Raw genomic sequence first — 20,579 nt, 5'->3', positions numbered from 1 at the left:
TTAAATTATTACTTTAGTTAAATACCAATTTATAATTTCACTACCATAATAGATTGTTATAAGTGATGCCATGGCTATAAATGGCCCAAAAGGAATAAAATCCTTTCTGCTTTTTATTTTTAATGCTATTAATATTAAAGATACAACTGCCCCTATTATGAAGGATAAAAGTGTTGTTAATATAATGCTTTTGTATCCCAAAATAAAACCTAACATTCCCATGAGCTTAATATCTCCACCACCCATGGCGTTAGTTACTAATGCTATAATTAAAAATATTCCTCCACCTATAACTAGTCCTATTGTCCCATTTAACATGTTAACTTTAAAATTATATAATATATTTAGTATAAAACTGTATATAAGTCCAAAAATTATGATTTTATCAGGTATTATTTGATGCTTAAGATCAATAAATGAAACTACTATAAGAATACTTAAAAGAATTGAATATTTTATAAATAAAATGGAAAGACTAAATTTAAGGTATAATGTTAAATAAATTACTGCATTTAATATTTCAACTAAAGGATATTTTATAGAAATTTTACTACTGCAATACCTACACTTACCTCTTGTCCATAAAAAGCTTAAAACTGGAATTAAATCTATAGGCTTTAAATTATTATTGCATTTTGGACAATGAGAAGGTGGATATGCAATAGATTCTTCTCTTGGTATTCGATATATACATACATTTAAAAATGAGCCTGTTAATAGGCCTAGTGTGAAAATTAGTGAAATAATTTTTCTCACCTTCTTTTAAAATATATTCTAGCCTCACATGAGGCTAGATATTTAATACTATATTCAATATAATCTTTTTAAATTTAACTGTTGATTTTTATTTTTTTACAACTCTTCCATTCGTAATATCATAGTTGCCTAAATTATTAAGTTCAAAATCATCTTCTAAATAATCTTTAGATTGAAGAGCTTTAACCATATTTTCAACACTTTTTGTAGCAGCTTCGTTGCCATTTTTTAATTCACTTAAATCTTCATCGTCTGTTTCTGCTATATATAACTGTATAGCTTTATTTATAGTTTTTACAGATAATTCGTCAGCCTTTCTCTTTGCACTATCTTTAACACCAGTAAAATTAGGTACTGCGATAGCTGCAATTATTCCTAATACTGCTAAAACTACGATAAGTTCAATTAACGTAAATCCCTTTTTATTTCTTAATCTCTTTTGAATAGCTCTTAACACATTTTCACCTCCTTTCAAAATTCGCTTTATGCTAACGCATAGCTCATGTCGCCAACGAGTCCTAACAGACTCCATTGTTCAAAAAAAGCCAACTATTTAAACAAATAACTTGCTTAATACTTGGCGGTCGGTTGCACCACTCACTCCATATCCTCCAGGTGCCCAAATACAGAAGATACTTCATAGTTTCCACTATATTAAGTTTTAAAGTTAACTTTAAAACAAGTTTACTTGTTATATAATTACATCTCAATAGTATTCATCATATCAAACATTGGAAGCACCATGGCTATAACAATAAATCCAACAACTACAGCCATAACAACTATCATTAATGGTTCTAAAAGCTTTGTAAACTGTTCAAGTGCTGTTTCTACTTCTTCATCATAAAAGTTTGCTGTTTTTTCTAGTATTTCATCAAGGGATCCTGATTCTTCTCCTATTTTTATCATTGAAGTAGCCATTGGAGGAAATACTCCAATATTTTTAATAGGAGTGGCTAAGTCTATACCTTTTCTAACCTCTTCCTTAGCTTTAAGTATTCCTTTTTCTACAATTATATTGCCAACAATTTTTGATACAATTTCAAGGGACTGTATCAAAGGAACTCCACTTGATAATAATGTTGATAATGTTCTCGTAAATCTAGATGTGATTATTTTTTGATTTAACCCTTTAACTATTGGTATTCTAAATTTAATAATACCCAAAAAACTCTTACCTCTATCACTTTTCATATACTTAATTATACCATAAATTATGACAGTTAGTGTCAATAAATGTATATACCAGTAATTTTTAATTATTTCACTTATAAATAAAAGTATTCTAGTAGGTAAAGGAAGCTGTACTCCACTACTTTCAAACATTCCAACAAATGTTGGCATTACAAATGTCAATAAAAATACTATAACCCCTACTGCTACTATACTTAGAATCATAGGGTACGCCATGGCTCCCTTTATTTTATTATTAATTTTATTTTCCTTTTCGTAATGAACTGCCATTCTCTCCATTATTACATCTAAATTACCACTTACTTCTCCTGCTTCTATCATGTTTATAAGAAGGTCTGGAAAAATGTCTTTTTGCTTTTTTAATCCCTCCGAAAATGTAAGTCCTTTTTGAACATCATCATGTATATTACCAATAATTTTAGCAAATTTTTTATTTTCAGTTTGAAGTCTTAATATATCTAGGCAGTTAATTATTGTAACACCTGCATTTAATAAAGTATAAAACTGTCTACAAAAAACTGCTATATCCTTTGTTTTTATTTTTCTAAACATATCAGAAAGTCTTATTTCTTTACTTCCAATATCTTCTTCTACTTTGGTTGGGTAGTAATTCTTTTGCCTAAGCATTAATAAAACTTCTTCTTTAGAGTTTGCAGTATGCTTTCCCTCTATTTTTTTTCCTGATTTATCTATAGCACTATACTTATAATTGGGCATTTATTCACCTCTTTACTTTAAACTCCTGTATATCTACTAACCATATCTTTATCTACTGCATAAGTTAATAGTGACTCTCTAGATATAACTCCTCTTAAATATAAGTTGCTTAATGCACTATCCATTGTCTGCATTCCAAATTTTGTTCCTGTTTGTATAGATGTTTGTATTTGATGAGTTTTTCCTTCTCTTATAAGATTTCTTATTGCTGTAGTTACTACCATTGTTTCAAGAGCGGCAACTCTTCCACTATTATCTATTTTAGGTATTAACTGTTGAGATATAACTCCTTCAAGAACTGCTGCAAGCTGAACTAATATTTGTGGTTGTTGATGAGGTGGAAATACATCAACTATTCTATCTATAGTTTTAGCAGCTCCTATTGTATGAAGTGTTGAAAGTACTAAGTGCCCTGTTTCTGCTGCTGTTAGAGCAATTGATATAGTTTCTAAGTCTCTCATCTCTCCAACTAGTATTACATCAGGGTCTTGTCTTAAAGACGCTCTTAGTGCATTTGCAAATGATTTAGAGTCCATTCCTATTTCCCTTTGGTTTACTATACTTTTATTATGCTTATGCAAATATTCTATAGGGTCTTCTAAAGTTAGTATATGACAACTCCTATTTTTATTTATATAATCAATAATTGATGCAAGTGTTGTTGACTTTCCACTTCCTGTAGGGCCTGTTACAAGTATTAGACCTCTTTGTTTGTTTGCTAAATCTTTTATAACTGGTGGAAGTCCTAACTCTTCCATAGAAGGTATATTAAGTGCTACAGACCTTATAGCCATACAATAAGTTCCTCTTTGTTTAAATATATTTACTCTAAATCTTCCTAGTTTATGATAAGAAGCTGAAGTATCTAGTTCTCCTTTTTCTTCTAGCTTTTGAAATCTTTCTTCATCTATTATTTGCTTTACTAGCTTTATGTTGTCATCTGGAAGAAGTATTTCTTCTCCATATTTAATAAGTTTTCCATTAATTCTCATGACAGGAGGATAACCTACTGTTATATGAAGATCTGACGCTCCCATTTCTATTGTTTTTTCAAGTAAGTCATATATATTCATATCCATCACCTAATTATTAGTGTATGTTACTCTCATAAGTTCGTCAAAGCTTGTTACACCATTTAGTACAAGTTCTTTACAGTTTTCTCTAAGAGTTATCATTCCATCATCTATTGATTCTTTTCTTAATTTATCTATACCTTCTTTTTCATCTATTAAGCTTCTTATATTTTTATTTATATTCATTATTTCATGAATGGATGTTCTTCCTTTATATCCACTATTATAGCAGTGTACACATCCAGTTCCTTTATAAAGAAGGTCATTTTCTTTTAATTTAAGGGTTTTTATTTCTTTTTCACTAGGAGTATAAGATGTTTTACATTTATCACATATTTTTCTAACAAGTCTTTGTGCTACTACTCCGACAACTGATGCTGATATAAGGTATGGCTCTATTCCCATATCTACAAGTCTAGTTACTGTAGACGGTGCATCATTTGTGTGCATTGTGCTTATAACAAGGTGTCCTGTTATTGCTGCTCTTACTGCAATTTGAGCCGTTTCACTATCTCTTATCTCACCTATCATTACAATATCAGGATCTTGTCTTAAAATAGAACGAAGTCCACTTGCAAAAGTAAGCCCTGCTTTGTTATTTACCTGAACTTGATTTATACCGTGAAGCTTATACTCTACAGGATCTTCTACTGTAATTATATTTTTATTTATTGTATTTAATTCTCTTAATATAGTATAAAGTGTGGTAGTTTTCCCACTCCCTGTAGGTCCTGTAATTAATATGATTCCATTAGGATTTTTGATTAATTTATCGAATCTTTCTAGGTTTTTATATGTAAATCCTAATTGATTTTTTGAAAGTAAAAATGCACTTCTATCAAGAAGTCTTATAACTATTTTTTCTCCAAATACTGTTGGAAGTATTGAAATACGAAGGTCTATTTCTTGTCTATCTATAGTTATTTCTATTCTACCATCTTGTGGAAGTCTTTTTTCTGCAATGTTCATTTTTCCCATTATTTTAATTCTTGTAACTATTGCTGAATGAGTTGATTTTGCGGTAGTCATAACCTCCTGAAGCTCTCCATCCACTCTAAATCTTATTCTTACATCATTTTCAAATGGCTCAATATGTATATCACTTGCTTTTGCTTTCACTGCCTGCTTTATTATAGAATTTACAAGTCTAACAACAGGAGCATTATTGATATCATTTAGTATTTCTTCATCTAAATCTTGTATATTATCAAGATTATATTGTTTTTTAAAATCCTCTATTGCTTTTTCTGCTACTTCTTTGCCATAGTATTGGTCTATTGCATTTAGTATTTCTTTTTCAGTACATATAACAGGGTCTATATCCATTCCAGTTGCTATTTTAACATCATCTATTGCAAATATATTAAGAGGATCTGCCATGGCTACAACAAGCTTTCCTCTTTGCTTTTTTATAGGTATTAAAGTATACCTTCTTGCAAGATTTTCTGTTATTAGTAAAGGGATTTGAGCATCAATAATAAATTTATCCAAATTAACATGAGGGATTCCTAACTGAAACTCCAATACCTCTATAATTTCTTCTTCTGTTATAATATTTTTGTCTACAAGTATTTGACCTAGCTTTTTCCCATAAATTTTTTGTTCTTTTAGAGCCTCTTTTAACTGATCCTGTGTTACTTTTCCTGCTGTTACTAATAGTTCTCCTAGCTTTAATTTTTTATCTTGCATCCCTTAAATCACCTACTAATTTTTTCATCATTTTTATACAAAATTATATAACATATTATAATTTTACTTATTTTTACATTAAAATTCAACATTTAATTCTGTTTTTGTATATTTTAATTTTTTTTCTCTTTCAGCTTTTATAATAATTATTTTATCACGTGCCTTTATATTTATATTAAGATTATAGTTTTTCATATTATCAATTAATAAGTTGTCATCGTTAATATATTTATTTAATCTTTCTTTGTTTCCTATTACTTTTATCTCATAGGGCTGGGCTATAGGTACAGAATTAATATTTATATGATTACCTGCTAAAGTTACCTCTGAATAAGGAGTAATTCTTTGTTCATTAATTGATATAACTTCACCTCCATAAACATTTATTTGATTTATAAGTGTAATTAAAAAATTTTTTTCTTCCATTAAAAAACCTAAGTTTATATCTTCTTGTATATCTATTCTAATTATAATTCCTGGTCCTTGAACGTCTTTATACCCTAAAGCCATTTTCAATTCATCTACATCTTCTTTTAATTCTTTAGTAACTTCATCTTTTAACCTATTTTTCTCTAATATTTCAATTTGTGAATTAAAGTATTCTTTTTTTAGGAGAAGCTTTTTATTTTCCTGCTTTGTTTTGTTAAGTTCATCTACAAGTTGTCTATCAGAGAAAGAAAGTTCAAGCTCATTATTATAACTATTTTTAATCTGTATTCCTATAGCTATCCCTAAGAATATAGTAAGTATTGTTATGAATAAATATCCCTTTTTCATAGTCTTAACTCCTTGAATATTAATATTATAATTTAATTATATAATACCTTAAATTTAGTTAAATTAACACTATTAAAATTCTCAAAACCCCTAATATTATTCTAATTGCAAAAAATCCTGTATTGTTTTTTCTAATTATCAAAACAATACAGGACCTTTTTATGATATTAATTAGTTTAATTTAAATTTCTTAGTGATTTCTTCAAGATCTCTTGCCATACTAGATAATTCTTCTACTGATCTTGTTATTTGCTCTATAGTTGCTGATTGCTCTTCACTTGATGCTGCAACCTCTTGTGTATTTGCCGCAGAATCTGTTGCTATTCTTTCTATTTCTTGTGCAAAGCCTACTATGCTTTGTGCTTTTGTATTTGACTGTGATACATTTTCATTAGCTGTGTATAGCTTATCTTTTGTAATATCAACTGCATCTAATATTTCTTTTAGATAATTTCCTACTTCTTTTACTATTGCTTCTCCTTTTTGTGCTTCTACATTTCCTTCTTCTATAGAAACAAGTGCTTTTTTAGTATTTTCTTGAGTTTTTGTTATTAAATCTCTTATTTGGTCTGCTGACTTCATAGACTGCTCTGCAAGCTTTCTAATTTCATCTGCAACAACTGCAAATCCCTTTCCACTTTCTCCTGCTCTTGCTGCTTCTATAGCTGCATTTAATGCAAGTAAGTTAGTTTGATCTGCTATATCATTTATAACCTGTAATATATTTCCTATTTCATCAGATGCTTTTTCAAGATCATTCATTACATCAGAAGTATAATTTACACTATTCTTTATAACATGTATCTGAGTTACCATGTTTTTCATTTTTTCTCTACCTTCTAATGCTATTTTACTTGTATCATCTGAATTATTAACTAATATAGTAACTTCTTCTTTTATATTGTCCATGCCTGATACAACTTCTTTAATATTATTTAAAACTTCATTAGTTGCTCTAGCTTGATTTTCAGCTCCATCTGCTATATCTTGAGTTGATATGGCTATTTGTTCTGAAACTGTTGAAGCTTGCTCACTTGCTGCAAGTAATTCCTGTGAATAAGATGATACGTTTGCTGAAACCTCTTGAATTTTACTTGTCATATTTCTTAAATTATCTATCATTTTATTAAAGCTAGATGCAAGAATACCAATTTCATCATTACTTTTAACTTCAATATTTTGTGTCAAATCTCCATCTGAAACTTTATTTGAAATTTGTGCAAGATTTTTAAAAGGGTTAGTTATTCTTCCTATTAATCTTACTAATATAAATCCTCCTACTACGAAAGATAAAATTGCTACAATTAAAGATTTAATTAGTATTGACTTATATGCTTCATCTAAGTTTTTCATAGATATACCTATATTTACAGCACCTATATGATTTCCATTTCTGTATAGTGGTAATAATACATCATAAACTGTTTGCTCATCAACAGTTCCCTTTTTATATATATATTCTGAAGTATACGGCTTTCCGTCTACTGCAGCAGTTCTACTTCCTTTATCTGTTAAATCTATTCCTATTCTACTTGTATCACTATGAGCTATTGCTTTTAGATTTTTATCTATTACAAGAGCATATACAATATTTTCTTTTTTGCCTGTTTTTTCAACTATTGATTGTACATTTATACTAGACTTTATATTCTCAATTTCATTTGCATGTATACCAACCTGAACAATTCCACCATTATCTGAAGATACTGCTCCATATTTATAATAATCATTTGAAACATCACTTTTTCTTATTTTTTCAATCACTTCATTTTTTTCTCCTCTTAATAAAGCATATACAGAATGTTCTTGTGGATACTCATATCCTACGTTTTCAGGCAAATTAGAATATATTATAACTCCTTGTGGGTTTGTTACGTTTATTTCAGAAACACCTACACGCTCAGCTATTTTTATTAAATACTCATTTGAAATATTATTGTTGTGTGCTACTAAATGAGCTACTGATATTACTTTTCCTCCTAAAAGATTATCTATTTGTTCTATTGCTAAATTACTATTTTCTAATTGACTTACTATTTCCTCTACTAGTGCCATTCCATCTTCTTTCATTTGATTTTTTATTGATTTGTTTACTGATTGAATAGATAAAACACTTAATGTAGTTATTGTTAAAAACAATACAACTAAAGATATTGCTGTGATTTTAAATTTAATAGAATTCCCTTTCATATTAAATTTAGGATTCATATAACCCCTCCTTATTTTTTGAATTTTACATAAATATTAATACTATATATTTTATCATTATAATTCATTTTTCGTCATCCTTTTTTGACATTTTTTTATTATTTTATATGGATTTAACACAATTTTAATTCTTAAGCCCTAAAAAAATCCTAACTGTATTTTAAAATAACAGTTAGGATTTTAAATTATTTATATTTAATTATATTTTGTATATATCTATATCTTCTTTAAAGTTTCCTGTAATCTTCTTAAATTCAGCTATACTTCTTGTAAGATTCTTAATTTCTTCTGTATACGTAGTAACACTTGAGCTTACTTCTTGAGATGAAGCAGAGTTCTCCTGAGCTATTGCTGCTAAAGATTCCATATTTTCAAAGATAGATGATATAGAATCAGTTTCTCTTTGAAGATATTCTGCTGTTTTTATCATTTTTTTAGCTACTTCTTTGATTTTTTCATTTGCTACGCTACTTTCAAATACGGCTTCATTAAGCTTATGATTTTCCTCTTCTAATACTATAAATTCTTTTCCCACATCAGATACAAGATTTTCTATCTCTCCTATAAATTCTGATAAATTAGAATTTATCTTATTTACTGCATCTTGAGATTGTTCAGCAAGCTGTCTTACCTCCTCAGCAACAACAGCAAAACCTCTACCTTGTTCTCCTGCTCTTGCAGCTTCTATTGAAGCATTCAGTGCTAATAAGTTTGTTTGATAAGCAATAGAAGATACTATAGATACTATATCAGTTATGTTTCTAGCTTTATTTTGAAGATTTATACTGTTTTCTTTTACTTCTTCAAAGCTTTTTAATATATCATTTAATTTATCTGTTGTAGACTTTACATGGGTATAGCTTTGTTCTATTTTTTCAACAGAATTTTCAAGCTCCTGTTTATTTTCATTTTCCATTTGAGCTATATTTCTTATTCCATTTATATTATCATTTAAAAGATTTACTGCATTTTCAGTTTCTTCAGCTTGAGTAATTGCTGCTGTTGCAACTTGTTCTACTACATTTGATACTTCTTCTGATGTATAATCCATTTTGTTTGCTATTGTATTTAAATTATCACTGAAAGTATTCATTTCATCTGTAAGTCCTTTAAACCCTACAAAATCTTTTCTTATAATATCCTTATACTCATTTAATGTATTATACATTTCTTCATATATATCATTTGATATTAATTCTCCACTTTCAACATAATTATGTGATTTTATATTTTCAAGTTCTTCTAATATTGTATTCATTGGTCTATTAAGGATTTTAGATGAGATTAAAAAACTAAAAAGCCCTATTACAGGATAAAAATAAAATGATAACTCTTTTGCTATAAATTTAATAGGTAAACTTAATATTGTAAAGATGACCATAGACAATATTGATGTTTTTACATGTATATCTTTTATAAATCCAAATGACATAAGTTTATTTAATCTAAATACTTTTTTATTGTATATTTCTTTTTCAAATGTTATTTTTATTTTTAATTGAGAAGAGCTTTTTTCTAATTCTTCTATTTTTATATTTTCATTATAGTACTTTGCAGCTCCTTCAATTAACCCTAAAAAGTAATTAAACATTCCTCTTTTTGAACTATATACAAATATTGCTTCTTGCTTTGATATTGGCTCTAAATCAAGTACTGGAGGTCTTGCTCCTGGTATTCTTTTTACAACAATTTTATGAACATCATTCATTGATTTTAAAAATTGATATAAGCTTTCATGTTTAAAAAACGCAGGATAATCAGTTGCAAATGTAATTATATTATCTCTACCTATATTTTTCCAAATACTTGATAAATCAGTATTAACTTCTTTAGCTATATTTTCTATAATACTATAAATCATCGAATCATCAATGTCTTCAATTGGTGAAAATGTCTTATCTCTGCTTATTCCACAACTTTCCATAGCTTTATCTACTACTTCATCATTATATATTTTTCTGCATGTTTTAAGCCATGTTAAAACAACAGTCCCTTTCATAAAATCCCTCCTATTTATTCTGAATCACTTATATAATCTTCAAGTTCTTTTACTCTTTTTTCTAAAAGTATTACTCTTGCTAAAATTTCATCTTTATTGTCTTCTTTATTTCTTAAATATTTTATAAAATAATAAGTACCCACTGATGGAATAATTAAAACTAAAAATAATATAACTAAATTTATCCCTTGAAATAACAAAACCATAACAATAACTCCTATAAATTTTTAATTTTTTCTAAATTTAACTAAATATAATTTTATCACTTTTTTTATATATTGTATATGAAACTTCATTTCAATATTTTACAAAATTTGTGATTAATAGTTTCCTATTCATTTTCATTATAAAAAAATTCGCTTCATGCTATCGCATGGCTCATGTCGCCAACGAGTCCTAACGGACTCCGTTGCTCAAAATAGTTGATACTTTTATTCAGTTACCAAAGTTATCAACAGTTTAAAAAATTTATAATTTCCTATTCGTTATAAATAATATATAAATTTTACAAAATTTAAAATATAATAAGTATATACACACATGTTTATTATTAATTTTTATTATGGGAATTATATATAATCATAGTAAATATATTATTCTTATTGTTTAAAAGGAGGGAAATAGAATGAAAAATGCTTATCTTAAAACCGAAATGTCTAAGCACGAGATGATATTAAATCAAATGGGTGGAGATGTTAAAGTTATCAGAGGAATAATGTGCTATGTTAAATTTGATATAAAAGGAACTCTAGTAGAATATGTATATCATATAAATAATTCTGACAACTACTTTTTACAAAGAATATCACCTTATCCTATGAATATGGGAACTTATCATAATAAAGATCAAATCATAACTGTAATAAAACATGATATAAACCAATTTAAAAATGCATCTAATTCTACAGTTTTTAATGATTTTATCAATGTGAACAAAAGATTTAACGATGCACTAAGACATTTTGAAGATTTGTATCTTTACTATAATATTCCTCATGAAATATTTAATCAACTAAATGATAGTATAGATGAAATGGAAAAATTAATAAAAGAATATAAAAATAAATGTAAAAGAGTTTATTTTGAAAAAGACCCAGATACAATATAGCTATTTACTTAAAAATACCCTATTGTTTTAAAACAATAGGGTATTTTATCTAACATCCTCCAGAATCTAAATCAGATGTTATTCTAAATCCTTTTCTAAACCAAGAATTTGAATAATCAATATTTATTTGAGATACATTTTTTGAAAGATCTTTATCTACTAAAAATTTAAATCCTTCTTCTTCTACTACAATATCTTCTTCTTTTAACTCATCCAGAGTTATTGATAAAGCTGGGCCACCTCATCCAAATGATTGTATAAATATTCTTAATGGATGATTCTTTACGCCTTTTTTCTCTAGAGAGTTTTTAAGTTCTCTTTTAGCATCTTCACTTATATTTATTTTCATGTTTACCTCCTTATTATACCCCTAGGTGGTATTTTATTTAATTTTACATTGTTATTTATATTTTGTCAAGCAATGTCATATTTTATAACTAATAAATAAAAAAATTCGCTTCATGCTATCGCATGGCTCATGTCGCCAACGAGTCCTAACGGACTCCGTTGCTCAAAATAGTTGATGATGTAGTGTTTTTAGCAATATTATCCATAATTCAAAAGGATTATAATTTCCTATTTATTATAAAAAAAAGTCATAACATTTCTTAAAAGCAATGTCATGACTTTTTTAATAACTATGAAATTACAAATTATTTTTCATAGCTTAATATTCTTTTTAGTATTTCATTTTTTCGTTTTTCTATTTCTTCAAATTTCATATTAGGAATATAATATGTTTCCATAATATCATGTTCTTTTTTAGCTCTATTTATATTCAAAATACCTTGTTGTAATAAATCATTTAACATTTTTTTATCATAATCTAATTCTTCCTTATATTTACTTATTATTTTATTATCTATATATTTATCTAAATCTATAATTTTATAATTATTTTGTTCATACATCTTGCTTATTGTAAGAGCAATGTTAATATCCTTAATTAATATAGTTTCAATCTTTTGAGGAATTAAAGGTGTATGATAAACTTCTACATCCAATCCTTTTAATAATGCTTGCTTATATATCTTTTCAAGTAATGTTGATTTTCCAGTTCCCATATTTCCTTTAACATGGTATATTTTACCTATATTATTTAAAATAGTATCTGTATATTCAATATGACCATTTGGAGTTATTGCACTTCCAAATAAATGTCTCTCTTTTCCTATTTTTGGTTCTGTGGTAATATTTTCAAATATTTTATTAATAAGATTTATTGTCTGAACATTAACTTTTCCAAAATCCATAGCTTCTTTGTATTTATTCACTATATCTTCAGCTATTGGTCTACACGCTCTTAAGAATTTATAAGCTCTTTGAAAAAGTCTTCCTACTTCCTTGTTAGATTTTAAAATTTCTTCTCTATTCCCTTTCATTTTTTCTAAATCCCAATAATCTCCTAAGTGAATAATTTCATCTACTGCTCCTGGATTTTTAGGATCTACTATATGAGGAGCAGTTCCATCTACCATGGCAACTCTAAGCTTCGGTATTACTATCCCATCTATAGAATTATTATCAGATGAGCAGTGATGAAACTCTACATCGTATCCCCTTTTAATCATCTCATGTCCTATTCTTTTCATCATAGAAGATTTTCCAACTCCAGGTCCACCTTTTATCACGAATATTCTGTTCGCATCATTTTCGATCAAATAATCATAGTAGGAATAAAAACCTTCTGAAGTGTTTCCTCCTGGAAATACTCTTTTTAAATTCGCAGCCATAATATCAACCTCTTTCAATTAATATTCATTCTCATGCTTTTAACCTACTTTTATTTTATTAAGATTTAATAAATTTTGTGCTTGTCCTATAAAATAAAAATTGTAATACTAAAAAGGTACACTATTTCATTAAACAATAGTGTACCTCTTTTTAGTATTATAATACTGATTTAAATTTATTTTTTCTAAATATATATATAGGTAATCCAATTAAAGTAACTATCAGTCCTAAAACAGCATTTTTAGGCTGAGTTATTAATGTATTTACTATAATATATAACCCTCCCATTATGGCTAAAATAGGGATTACAGGATACATTGGTACTTTATATGGTCTAGGAATATTTGGTTTATTCTTTCTAAGAATAAATACCCCTATAAAAGTCATAACGTAGAATATCCAAATTATAAATACTATCAAATCTATTAACGGTCCAAAATTTCCTGATAATGCATATATAATAGCAAATATGGAAAGTAATATACTTGCATTTACAGGTGTATTAAATTTAGGATGTAATTTAGCTATCCATTTACTTCCTGGTAGTTTATTTTCAACCGCCATTGCATACGGTATTCTCGGCCCTGTTAATATAAAACCATTTAATGTTCCAAATATAGACACAAGAATTCCTATTGTTATTATTTTTCCACCATTTGCTCCAAATATTATATTAGCAACATCTGTAGCTGGAGTATTAGTTGATGCAAGTACATGTGCTGGTAATACAAATAAATACGCTATATTTATTAATACATAAACAGACATAATTATTGATAAACCACCTATTATTGCTTTAGGTAAGTCTTTAGCTGGATTTTTCATCTCACCTGCTATATTCCCTACGCATATCCACCCATCATAAGCAAACATAGTAGCTGCTAAAGCCGAACCAAGTCCAGTAACAACTGGGTGAGTATCTACTGAAATTGGAAATAATCTAACTACTCCACCATCACCTTTTATAAAACCTACAACTATAATTGCAAATAAAGGTATCAACTTACATATCGTAGAAACAGTTTGAATCATTCCTCCTGTTTTTGAGCCTAGTCCATTCATAATAGTTAAAAATATAATTGCAATTATTCCTATTGGAACAATCATTTTGTCACTAAGTCCCATAAGTGATACTGCTTGTGTAGCAAATATTATCCCAAGAGCAGCCATTACAGCTGGAATATATATAAGTACTTGAGCCCATCCTAAAAGATATCCCCAAACATCTCCATATATTTCTTTTAGGTATGTCATCATTCCTCCTGTTTTAGGTATTGCAGCAGAAACTTCAGCAGCAGTAAGTCCAGCTGCTATAGATATAGTTCCTCCAAGTATCCATGCTATTATTCCAAGCCCTGGAGCTCCTGTTTCACCAAATACTTTTGTAGGCATAAAGAATACCCCTGAACCTATAACCATACCTACAACTATAGATAATGCAGGTACAAGTCCAAGGTCCTTTTTTAATTCATTTTCCTTCATATTATCCTCCTATTCATATTTTTTTCAAATTTTCATTCAAATTCGACAAATAATTTAAAAAATATTTTATCACAGCTATATATTGAATACAAGTTATTTTTAATGTAAATTTTAATTTTATTTATTAAAATATTTTTACAGTCGAATTTTAGTATATTTTTGCAAAAAAAGTGCTATTATTAATTTTGAAATTAATAATAGCACTTTCTTGTAAATCAATATATAATTTATTTTAGATTTTCTGGATTTAAACACTCTAATTCCTCTATAACAAATAACCCATCTTTTCTAATTAAAGTATCATCAAAGTAAATTTCTCCTCCTCCAAATTCTGGAGTTTGAATACATACTAAATCCCAATGTATTGAAGAGTTATTTCCATTATAAGCATCTTTATAGCTATTTCCTGGAGTAAAATGAAAGCTTCCTTTTATTTTTTCATCAAATAATGTATCTTTCATAGGTTTTTCTATATATGGATTAACCCCTATTGCAAATTCTCCTATGAATCTTGCACCTTCATCTGTATCAAATATTTTGTTTATTCTATCTGTATCATTTGCAGTAGCTTTTATTATTTTTCCATCCTTAAATTCAAGTCTTATATTTTCATATGTAAATCCATTATATACTGCCGGAGTATTATATGTTATATATCCATTTACCGAGCTCTTAACTGGTGCTGTATAAACTTCACCATCAGGTATATTCATCTTTCCATCACATTTTACTACAGGTATATCTTTTATTGAGAAAGTAAGCTCTGTTCCTGGTCCTACTATTTTCACTTTTTCTGTTTTTTCCATAAATTTTACAAGTGAATCCATTGCTTTTGACATTTTAGAATAATCTAAGTTACAAACATTAAAATAAAAATCTTCAAATTTTTCTGTGCTAGTTCCAGCAAGTTGAGCCATGGATGGATTTGGATATCTCATAACACACCATTTCGTATTTGCTACTCTTTCTTTTATATGTACTGGTCCTATAAATTCTTCCATATACATACCCATATTTTCTTCTGGTACATCTGAAAGTTCAGTTATATTACTTGCACCTCTAATTGAAATATATGCATCCATTTCTTTCATTCTTTCAAGTTCATATTTAGCCATACTTTTTAACTGTTCTTTATTTATTCTCATTAAAATTTCTCTTAGTATAATATCATTTTTAACTGAAACAAAAGGAATACCACCTACTTCATAAGCTTCTTTTACAAGCTCTTTAGCAAGATCAATATCGTCTCCTTTAACATCAATTAACAACTTTTCTCCTTCTTTTAGCTCTACAGAATAATTAATTAAATTTTTAGCAAGTTTACTTATTCTAGGATCTTTCATATTTTCAACTCCTATCTAACAAAATTCATATATATAAATATATTTATATATTACCATATAATATTTCAAAAATTAAGTAAAAACAAAAAATTCATATCATATTATTTCATATTCATTATAAAAAAGTCTTTATTCTAAAGATTTTAAATGTAGACTTTTTTGAAATTTCATGGCGCCAACGAATTCTAACGAATTCCGTTGCTTAAAATTCATAACGAAAATTATATTTATCCACAATTCAAAAGGATTATAATTTCCTATTCATTATAACAAAAAACGATATGATTTAAATCATATCGTTTTTAATCTGTATTTATGTGATATCCTTTTTCTGTATATATATTTATTATTTCTTCCCATAGAGTATCAAAACCTGTTTTCTTTAATGATGAAACTGGAATTATCTTCTCATCCTTAAGTCCTAATTTCTTTCTTATTATACTAATATGCTTTTGATATTTTCCTCTAGATATTTTATCAGCTTTTGTTGCTATAATAGTACAATCATAACCGTAATATTTTATCCAATCATACATAGCTTTATCATCATTAGTAGGTTCATGTCTTATATCAACTAATAGAAATATATTGCAAAGCTCTTTTCTTTCTTTTAAATACATTTCCATTATTTTTCCCCAACCAGCTTTTTCTGATTTTGATATCTTAGCATATCCATATCCAGGCAAATCAACAAAATAAAATTCTTTATTTATTAAGTAAAAATTTATAGTTCTAGTTTTACCTGGAGTTTGACTAACTCTAGCAAACTGTCTTCTATTTAGAAGAGAATTTATACTAGAAGATTTTCCTACATTAGATCTGCCTACAAAAGCAATTTCTGGAATTCCTTCATTAGGATATTGATCCTTATTTACAGCACTCATTACTATTTCTGCGGATCTTATTTTCAATTTACTCACCTTCCCTTACCAAGGCATGCTCTAAAACCTCATCCATATTCTCTACTAAAACAAATTCCATTTTCTTTTTAATATTTTCAGGAATATCATCTAAATCCTTTTTGTTTTCATGAGGAAGTAATACCTTTTTAATTCCTGCTCTATGAGCTGCAAGTACTTTTTCTTTAATTCCTCCAACAGGTAAAACTCTTCCTCTTAAAGTTATTTCCCCAGTCATAGCTACAGTATTACTTACAGGTATTTGTGATAAAGCTGATATTACTGCTGTTGCCATTGTTATTCCTGCAGATGGCCCATCTTTTGGAATCGCTCCTTCTGGAATATGAATGTGTATATCTTGTGTTTTGTAAAACTCAGTATCTATATTTAAATCTTCACATTTAGATCTTATATATGAAATTCCAGCTTTTGCAGATTCTTTCATAACATCTCCAAGCTGACCTGTTAATACAAGCTGTCCTTTTCCTTTCATAGGGGTTACCTCTATAGATAAAGTATCTCCTCCTACTGAAGTCCAAGCAAGCCCTCTAACTATTCCAATTTCAGGCTTTTCTTTTATTAATTCAAATTTATACCTTTTCTTTCCAAGATATTTTTCTAAATTATTTCTATTAACTCTTATTGATTTTAAATCTGGTTTTTCTACATATCTTGTAGCTACTTTTCTACATACTTTACCAATTGTTCTTTCTAGAGTTCTAACTCCAGATTCTCTTGTATAATAATTAATTATATCTCTTATAGTATCTTCTCCCATTTTTAAGAAATCTTCTTCTAATCCATGTTCTTTTATTTGCTTTGGAAGTAGATACTTTTGAGATATTTTTAATTTTTCTTCTTCTGTATATCCAGAAACCTCTATTATTTCCATTCTATCAAGTAACGGTCTTGGAATAGTGCTTAAGCTATTTGCAGTAGTTATAAATAGAACCTTAGATAAATCAAATGGCATTTCTAAATAATGGTCTACAAATTCCTTGTTTTGTTCTGGATCTAGAACTTCAAGCATTGCTGAAGCTGGGTCTCCTCTAAAATCAGAAGCCATTTTGTCTATTTCATCAAATAAAAATACTGGATTTTTACTTTCTGCTTCTTTTATAGCATTTATAATTCTTCCTGGTATTGCTCCTACATAAGTTCTTCTGTGTCCTCTTATTTCAGCTTCATCTCTTACTCCACCTAAAGATACTCTTACAAACTTTCTGTTTAAAGATTTTGCTACTGATTTTGCTATAGATGTTTTACCCACTCCTGGAGGGCCAACAAGACAAAGTATAGGTCCCTTCATAGATTTTGCAAGCTTTCTTATAGCTAAATATTCAATTATTCTTTCTTTTACTTTTTCAAGACCATAATGATCTTCATCAAGTATTTTTCTAGACTCTTTTATATCTATCTTATCTTTAGTTTCCTTATTCCAAGGAAGTGAAAAAATTGTATCTAAATAACTTCTAATAACACCCGATTCAGCAGAAGATGGAGATAATCTTGACAGTCTGTCTATTTCTTTAGATATTTTTTCTTTTATTTCTTTTTTTACTTTTAACTTTTTTAATTTCTCTTTATAATCATCAATTTCATCAGATACTTCTTCATCTTCTCCAAGTTCTTTTCGAATTGCTTTAAGTTGCTCTCTTAAATAGTATTCTTTTTGTACCTTATTTATCTGTTTTTTAACTCTTAAGCTTATCTTCTTTTCTATTTTTAAAATATCTATTTCTTCAAGTAATATTTTATATATTTTTTCTAATCTTTCTTTAGGATCAAATATTTCTAATATTTCTTGTTTTTGAAGAGGTTTTAAAAACATATTTGAAGCTATAGTATCAGCGAATCTACTTGCATCCTCTATATCAGATAAAGACAATAGTATTTCTGGAGAAATTCTATTGCTGATATTTATATATTCTTCAAATGATTCAAATACATTTCTAATTAAAGCTTCTACTTCTTTATTTTCTTTAAGAAGTTCCTCATCATAAACTACTTCTTCTATAGTAGCTTTAAAGCATGGTTCTTCATTTATAATTTCTTTTATTTTAGCTCTAGATATACCTTCTACTAATACTCTTATAGTGTCTCCTGGAAGCTTTAACATTTGCTTTACCTTACATATTGTTCCTATATGATAAAAATCCTCTGGTGTAGGTAAATCTACTTCAGCTTCTTTTTGAGATGTTAAAAATATAAGCTGTTCATCAACCATGGCTTCTTCTAATGCATTTATAGATTTGTCTCTACCAACATCAAAATGTAAAACCATATATGGAAATACCGCTAAACCTCTAAGAGGTATAAGAGGCAATTGATGTTCTTTCATCGTATAGTTTTGCTCCATAACATCACTCCTTATGTAAAAAAGTCTTTATTTTAAAGCTTTTTATAGTTTTTTAATTAATAGGAAATTTATAGTTATTTAAATAAATGTCTATACTATTATATATTTCCCATAAAAAATTTTCAATATAATCTAAATTATAGAGTTTTATTTCTTTTTTGATGTTATAATAGTTTTATAATTTATAGGAGGTATTTATGTTTAAACTATTCTTAACATTTTTAAAAATAGGTTCAGTTACCTTTGGAGGAGGATATGCTATGATTCCTCTAATTGAAGAAGAGATTGTAAATAAGCAAGAGCTTTTAAGTGAAGATGATTTTTTAGACTATGTATCAATAGCTCAAAGTTTTCCTGGTGCTATAGCAGTTAATATAGCCCTACTTTTAGGATATAGATTTTATAAAATCCTAGGAAGCTTAATATGTCTTTTAGGAGTAATACTTCCATCATTTTTATCTATATTGTTACTAGCCTATCTATACAATATAAGTAAAAATTCAAATTATATAGAAGGATTTTTTTATGGAGTAAGACCTGTAGTTGTATCTCTTCTTTTATATTCTTTTTTTCGTATGTTTAAAAATATGGATAAAAGTAAAATATATATAATATTTTTTATTACTTCTTTTATTTTAGTTACTTTTTTTTCAGTTAATCCCATATATATAATATTAATTGGAGGAATTATAGGATTATGTATAAAATCTTAGATTTATTTAAAATTTTTATAGCATTTTTTAAAATAGGAGCTTTTAGTTTTGGTGGTGGATATGCTATGCTACCCTTTATCGAGAGAGAAATAATTAAATCTAAAGGCTGGCTTACTTATAAAGAATTTTTAGATGTACTTGCTATTTCTCAAGCTTCTCCTGGGCCTATTGCAATAAACAGTGCTACATTTATAGGCTATAAATATTATTATATTTTAGGAAGTATTTTTGCAACACTTGGTGTAATAACCTTTTCAACTATTTCTATGAATATAGTATCTCCTGCTCTTGAAAAATACAAGAATAATAAATATTTATTAAAGGTTCTTAAATATTTAAGACCTATAACTATAGGATTTATATTATCATCAGCTTATTCTACATTCAACAAAAGTATATTTGATCTATATTCTTTTATTATTTTTTTATTATCCTTTGCTTTGTTAAATTCAAAAAAAATTCATCCAATAATTATAATAATAGGATTTGGGTTAATTGGAACAATTTTAAAAGGGGCATAAAGCCCCT

At 27.6% G+C, this 20,579-nt stretch carries 17 protein-coding genes and 1 riboswitch; of the genes, 3 read left to right on the top strand and 14 right to left on the bottom strand.

Going from position 1 to position 20,579, the window contains the following annotated elements:
• The 9 genes from BUA77_RS04520 to BUA77_RS04480 form a co-directional block, all read right to left on the bottom strand.
• The gene (locus BUA77_RS04520; protein WP_072887751.1) at positions 1-756 is read right to left on the bottom strand and encodes a prepilin peptidase; all 756 of its coding nucleotides are present in this window, start codon (positions 754-756) and stop codon (positions 1-3) included.
• A gap of 88 nt (positions 757-844) precedes the next feature.
• On the bottom strand, positions 845-1,213 hold the full coding sequence (locus BUA77_RS04515; protein ID WP_072887749.1) for a competence type IV pilus major pilin ComGC: 369 nt from the start codon (positions 1,211-1,213) through the stop codon (positions 845-847).
• 116 nt (positions 1,214-1,329) lie between these two features.
• Positions 1,330-1,413, bottom strand: a riboswitch (cyclic di-GMP riboswitch).
• A gap of 42 nt (positions 1,414-1,455) precedes the next feature.
• Positions 1,456-2,667, bottom strand: a complete 1,212-nt coding sequence (locus tag BUA77_RS04510; RefSeq protein WP_072887747.1) for a type II secretion system F family protein — start codon at positions 2,665-2,667, stop codon at positions 1,456-1,458.
• Between the two features lie 17 nt (positions 2,668-2,684).
• Positions 2,685-3,740: a type IV pilus twitching motility protein PilT gene (locus tag BUA77_RS04505; protein WP_072887745.1), complete on the bottom strand. Its 1,056-nt coding sequence runs from the start codon at positions 3,738-3,740 to the stop codon at positions 2,685-2,687.
• Positions 3,741-3,749: 9 nt separating this feature from the next.
• A complete protein-coding gene (gspE, locus tag BUA77_RS04500; protein WP_072887743.1) occupies positions 3,750-5,429 on the bottom strand; it encodes a type II secretion system ATPase GspE in 1,680 nt (559 codons plus the stop codon).
• Between the two features lie 78 nt (positions 5,430-5,507).
• Positions 5,508-6,206 carry a DUF881 domain-containing protein gene (locus BUA77_RS04495; RefSeq protein ID WP_072887741.1) on the bottom strand — a complete coding sequence of 233 codons (699 nt, stop codon included), beginning with the start codon at positions 6,204-6,206 and terminating at the stop codon, positions 5,508-5,510.
• A gap of 171 nt (positions 6,207-6,377) precedes the next feature.
• Positions 6,378-8,414, bottom strand: coding sequence for a methyl-accepting chemotaxis protein (locus BUA77_RS04490; RefSeq protein WP_072887739.1), 2,037 nt, complete (start codon positions 8,412-8,414; stop codon positions 6,378-6,380).
• A gap of 199 nt (positions 8,415-8,613) precedes the next feature.
• Positions 8,614-10,413 (bottom strand): heme NO-binding domain-containing protein, encoded by a 1,800-nt coding sequence (locus BUA77_RS04485; RefSeq protein WP_072887737.1) that lies wholly within the window; start codon positions 10,411-10,413, stop codon positions 8,614-8,616.
• A 14-nt stretch (positions 10,414-10,427) separates the two neighbouring features.
• Positions 10,428-10,619 carry a hypothetical protein gene (locus BUA77_RS04480; protein ID WP_072887734.1) on the bottom strand — a complete coding sequence of 64 codons (192 nt, stop codon included), beginning with the start codon at positions 10,617-10,619 and terminating at the stop codon, positions 10,428-10,430.
• Between the two features lie 419 nt (positions 10,620-11,038).
• On the opposite strand from BUA77_RS04480, the gene BUA77_RS04475 reads away from it, so the two are divergent.
• On the top strand, positions 11,039-11,521 hold the full coding sequence (locus tag BUA77_RS04475) for a hypothetical protein (protein ID WP_072887732.1): 483 nt from the start codon (positions 11,039-11,041) through the stop codon (positions 11,519-11,521).
• A 653-nt stretch (positions 11,522-12,174) separates the two neighbouring features.
• On the opposite strand, the gene BUA77_RS04470 is transcribed toward BUA77_RS04475, so the two are convergent.
• From BUA77_RS04470 to lon, 5 genes are all read right to left on the bottom strand, one after another.
• Positions 12,175-13,254 carry a PRK06851 family protein gene (locus BUA77_RS04470; RefSeq protein WP_072887730.1) on the bottom strand — a complete coding sequence of 360 codons (1,080 nt, stop codon included), beginning with the start codon at positions 13,252-13,254 and terminating at the stop codon, positions 12,175-12,177.
• A gap of 157 nt (positions 13,255-13,411) precedes the next feature.
• Entirely contained in the window at positions 13,412-14,737 is a 1,326-nt protein-coding gene (locus BUA77_RS04465; RefSeq protein WP_072887727.1) for an APC family permease, read from the bottom strand.
• 227 nt (positions 14,738-14,964) lie between these two features.
• Positions 14,965-16,080 (bottom strand): aminopeptidase, encoded by a 1,116-nt coding sequence (locus tag BUA77_RS04460; RefSeq protein WP_072887725.1) that lies wholly within the window; start codon positions 16,078-16,080, stop codon positions 14,965-14,967.
• A gap of 302 nt (positions 16,081-16,382) precedes the next feature.
• Positions 16,383-16,991, bottom strand: coding sequence for a ribosome biogenesis GTP-binding protein YihA/YsxC (gene yihA, locus BUA77_RS04455; protein ID WP_072887722.1), 609 nt, complete (start codon positions 16,989-16,991; stop codon positions 16,383-16,385).
• Between the two features lies 1 nt (position 16,992).
• Positions 16,993-19,338, bottom strand: coding sequence for an endopeptidase La (lon, locus tag BUA77_RS04450; protein ID WP_072887720.1), 2,346 nt, complete (start codon positions 19,336-19,338; stop codon positions 16,993-16,995).
• Positions 19,339-19,535: 197 nt separating this feature from the next.
• Between lon and BUA77_RS04445 the strand changes: the two genes are divergently transcribed.
• Together BUA77_RS04445 and BUA77_RS04440 are read left to right on the top strand one after the other, a co-directional pair.
• Positions 19,536-20,051 carry a chromate transporter gene (locus BUA77_RS04445; RefSeq protein WP_072887718.1) on the top strand — a complete coding sequence of 172 codons (516 nt, stop codon included), beginning with the start codon at positions 19,536-19,538 and terminating at the stop codon, positions 20,049-20,051.
• Positions 20,036-20,572, top strand: coding sequence for a chromate transporter (locus BUA77_RS04440; RefSeq protein ID WP_072887716.1), 537 nt, complete (start codon positions 20,036-20,038; stop codon positions 20,570-20,572). The genes BUA77_RS04445 and BUA77_RS04440 overlap by 16 nt, the downstream gene beginning before the upstream one ends.
• Positions 20,573-20,579 lie beyond the last annotated feature (7 nt).

The organism is Tepidibacter formicigenes DSM 15518 (assembly GCF_900142235.1).
In the GTDB taxonomy this organism is placed as follows: Bacteria; Bacillota; Clostridia; order Peptostreptococcales; family Peptostreptococcaceae; genus Tepidibacter; species Tepidibacter formicigenes.
This window is presented reverse-complemented; position numbering and strand designations above follow the sequence as displayed.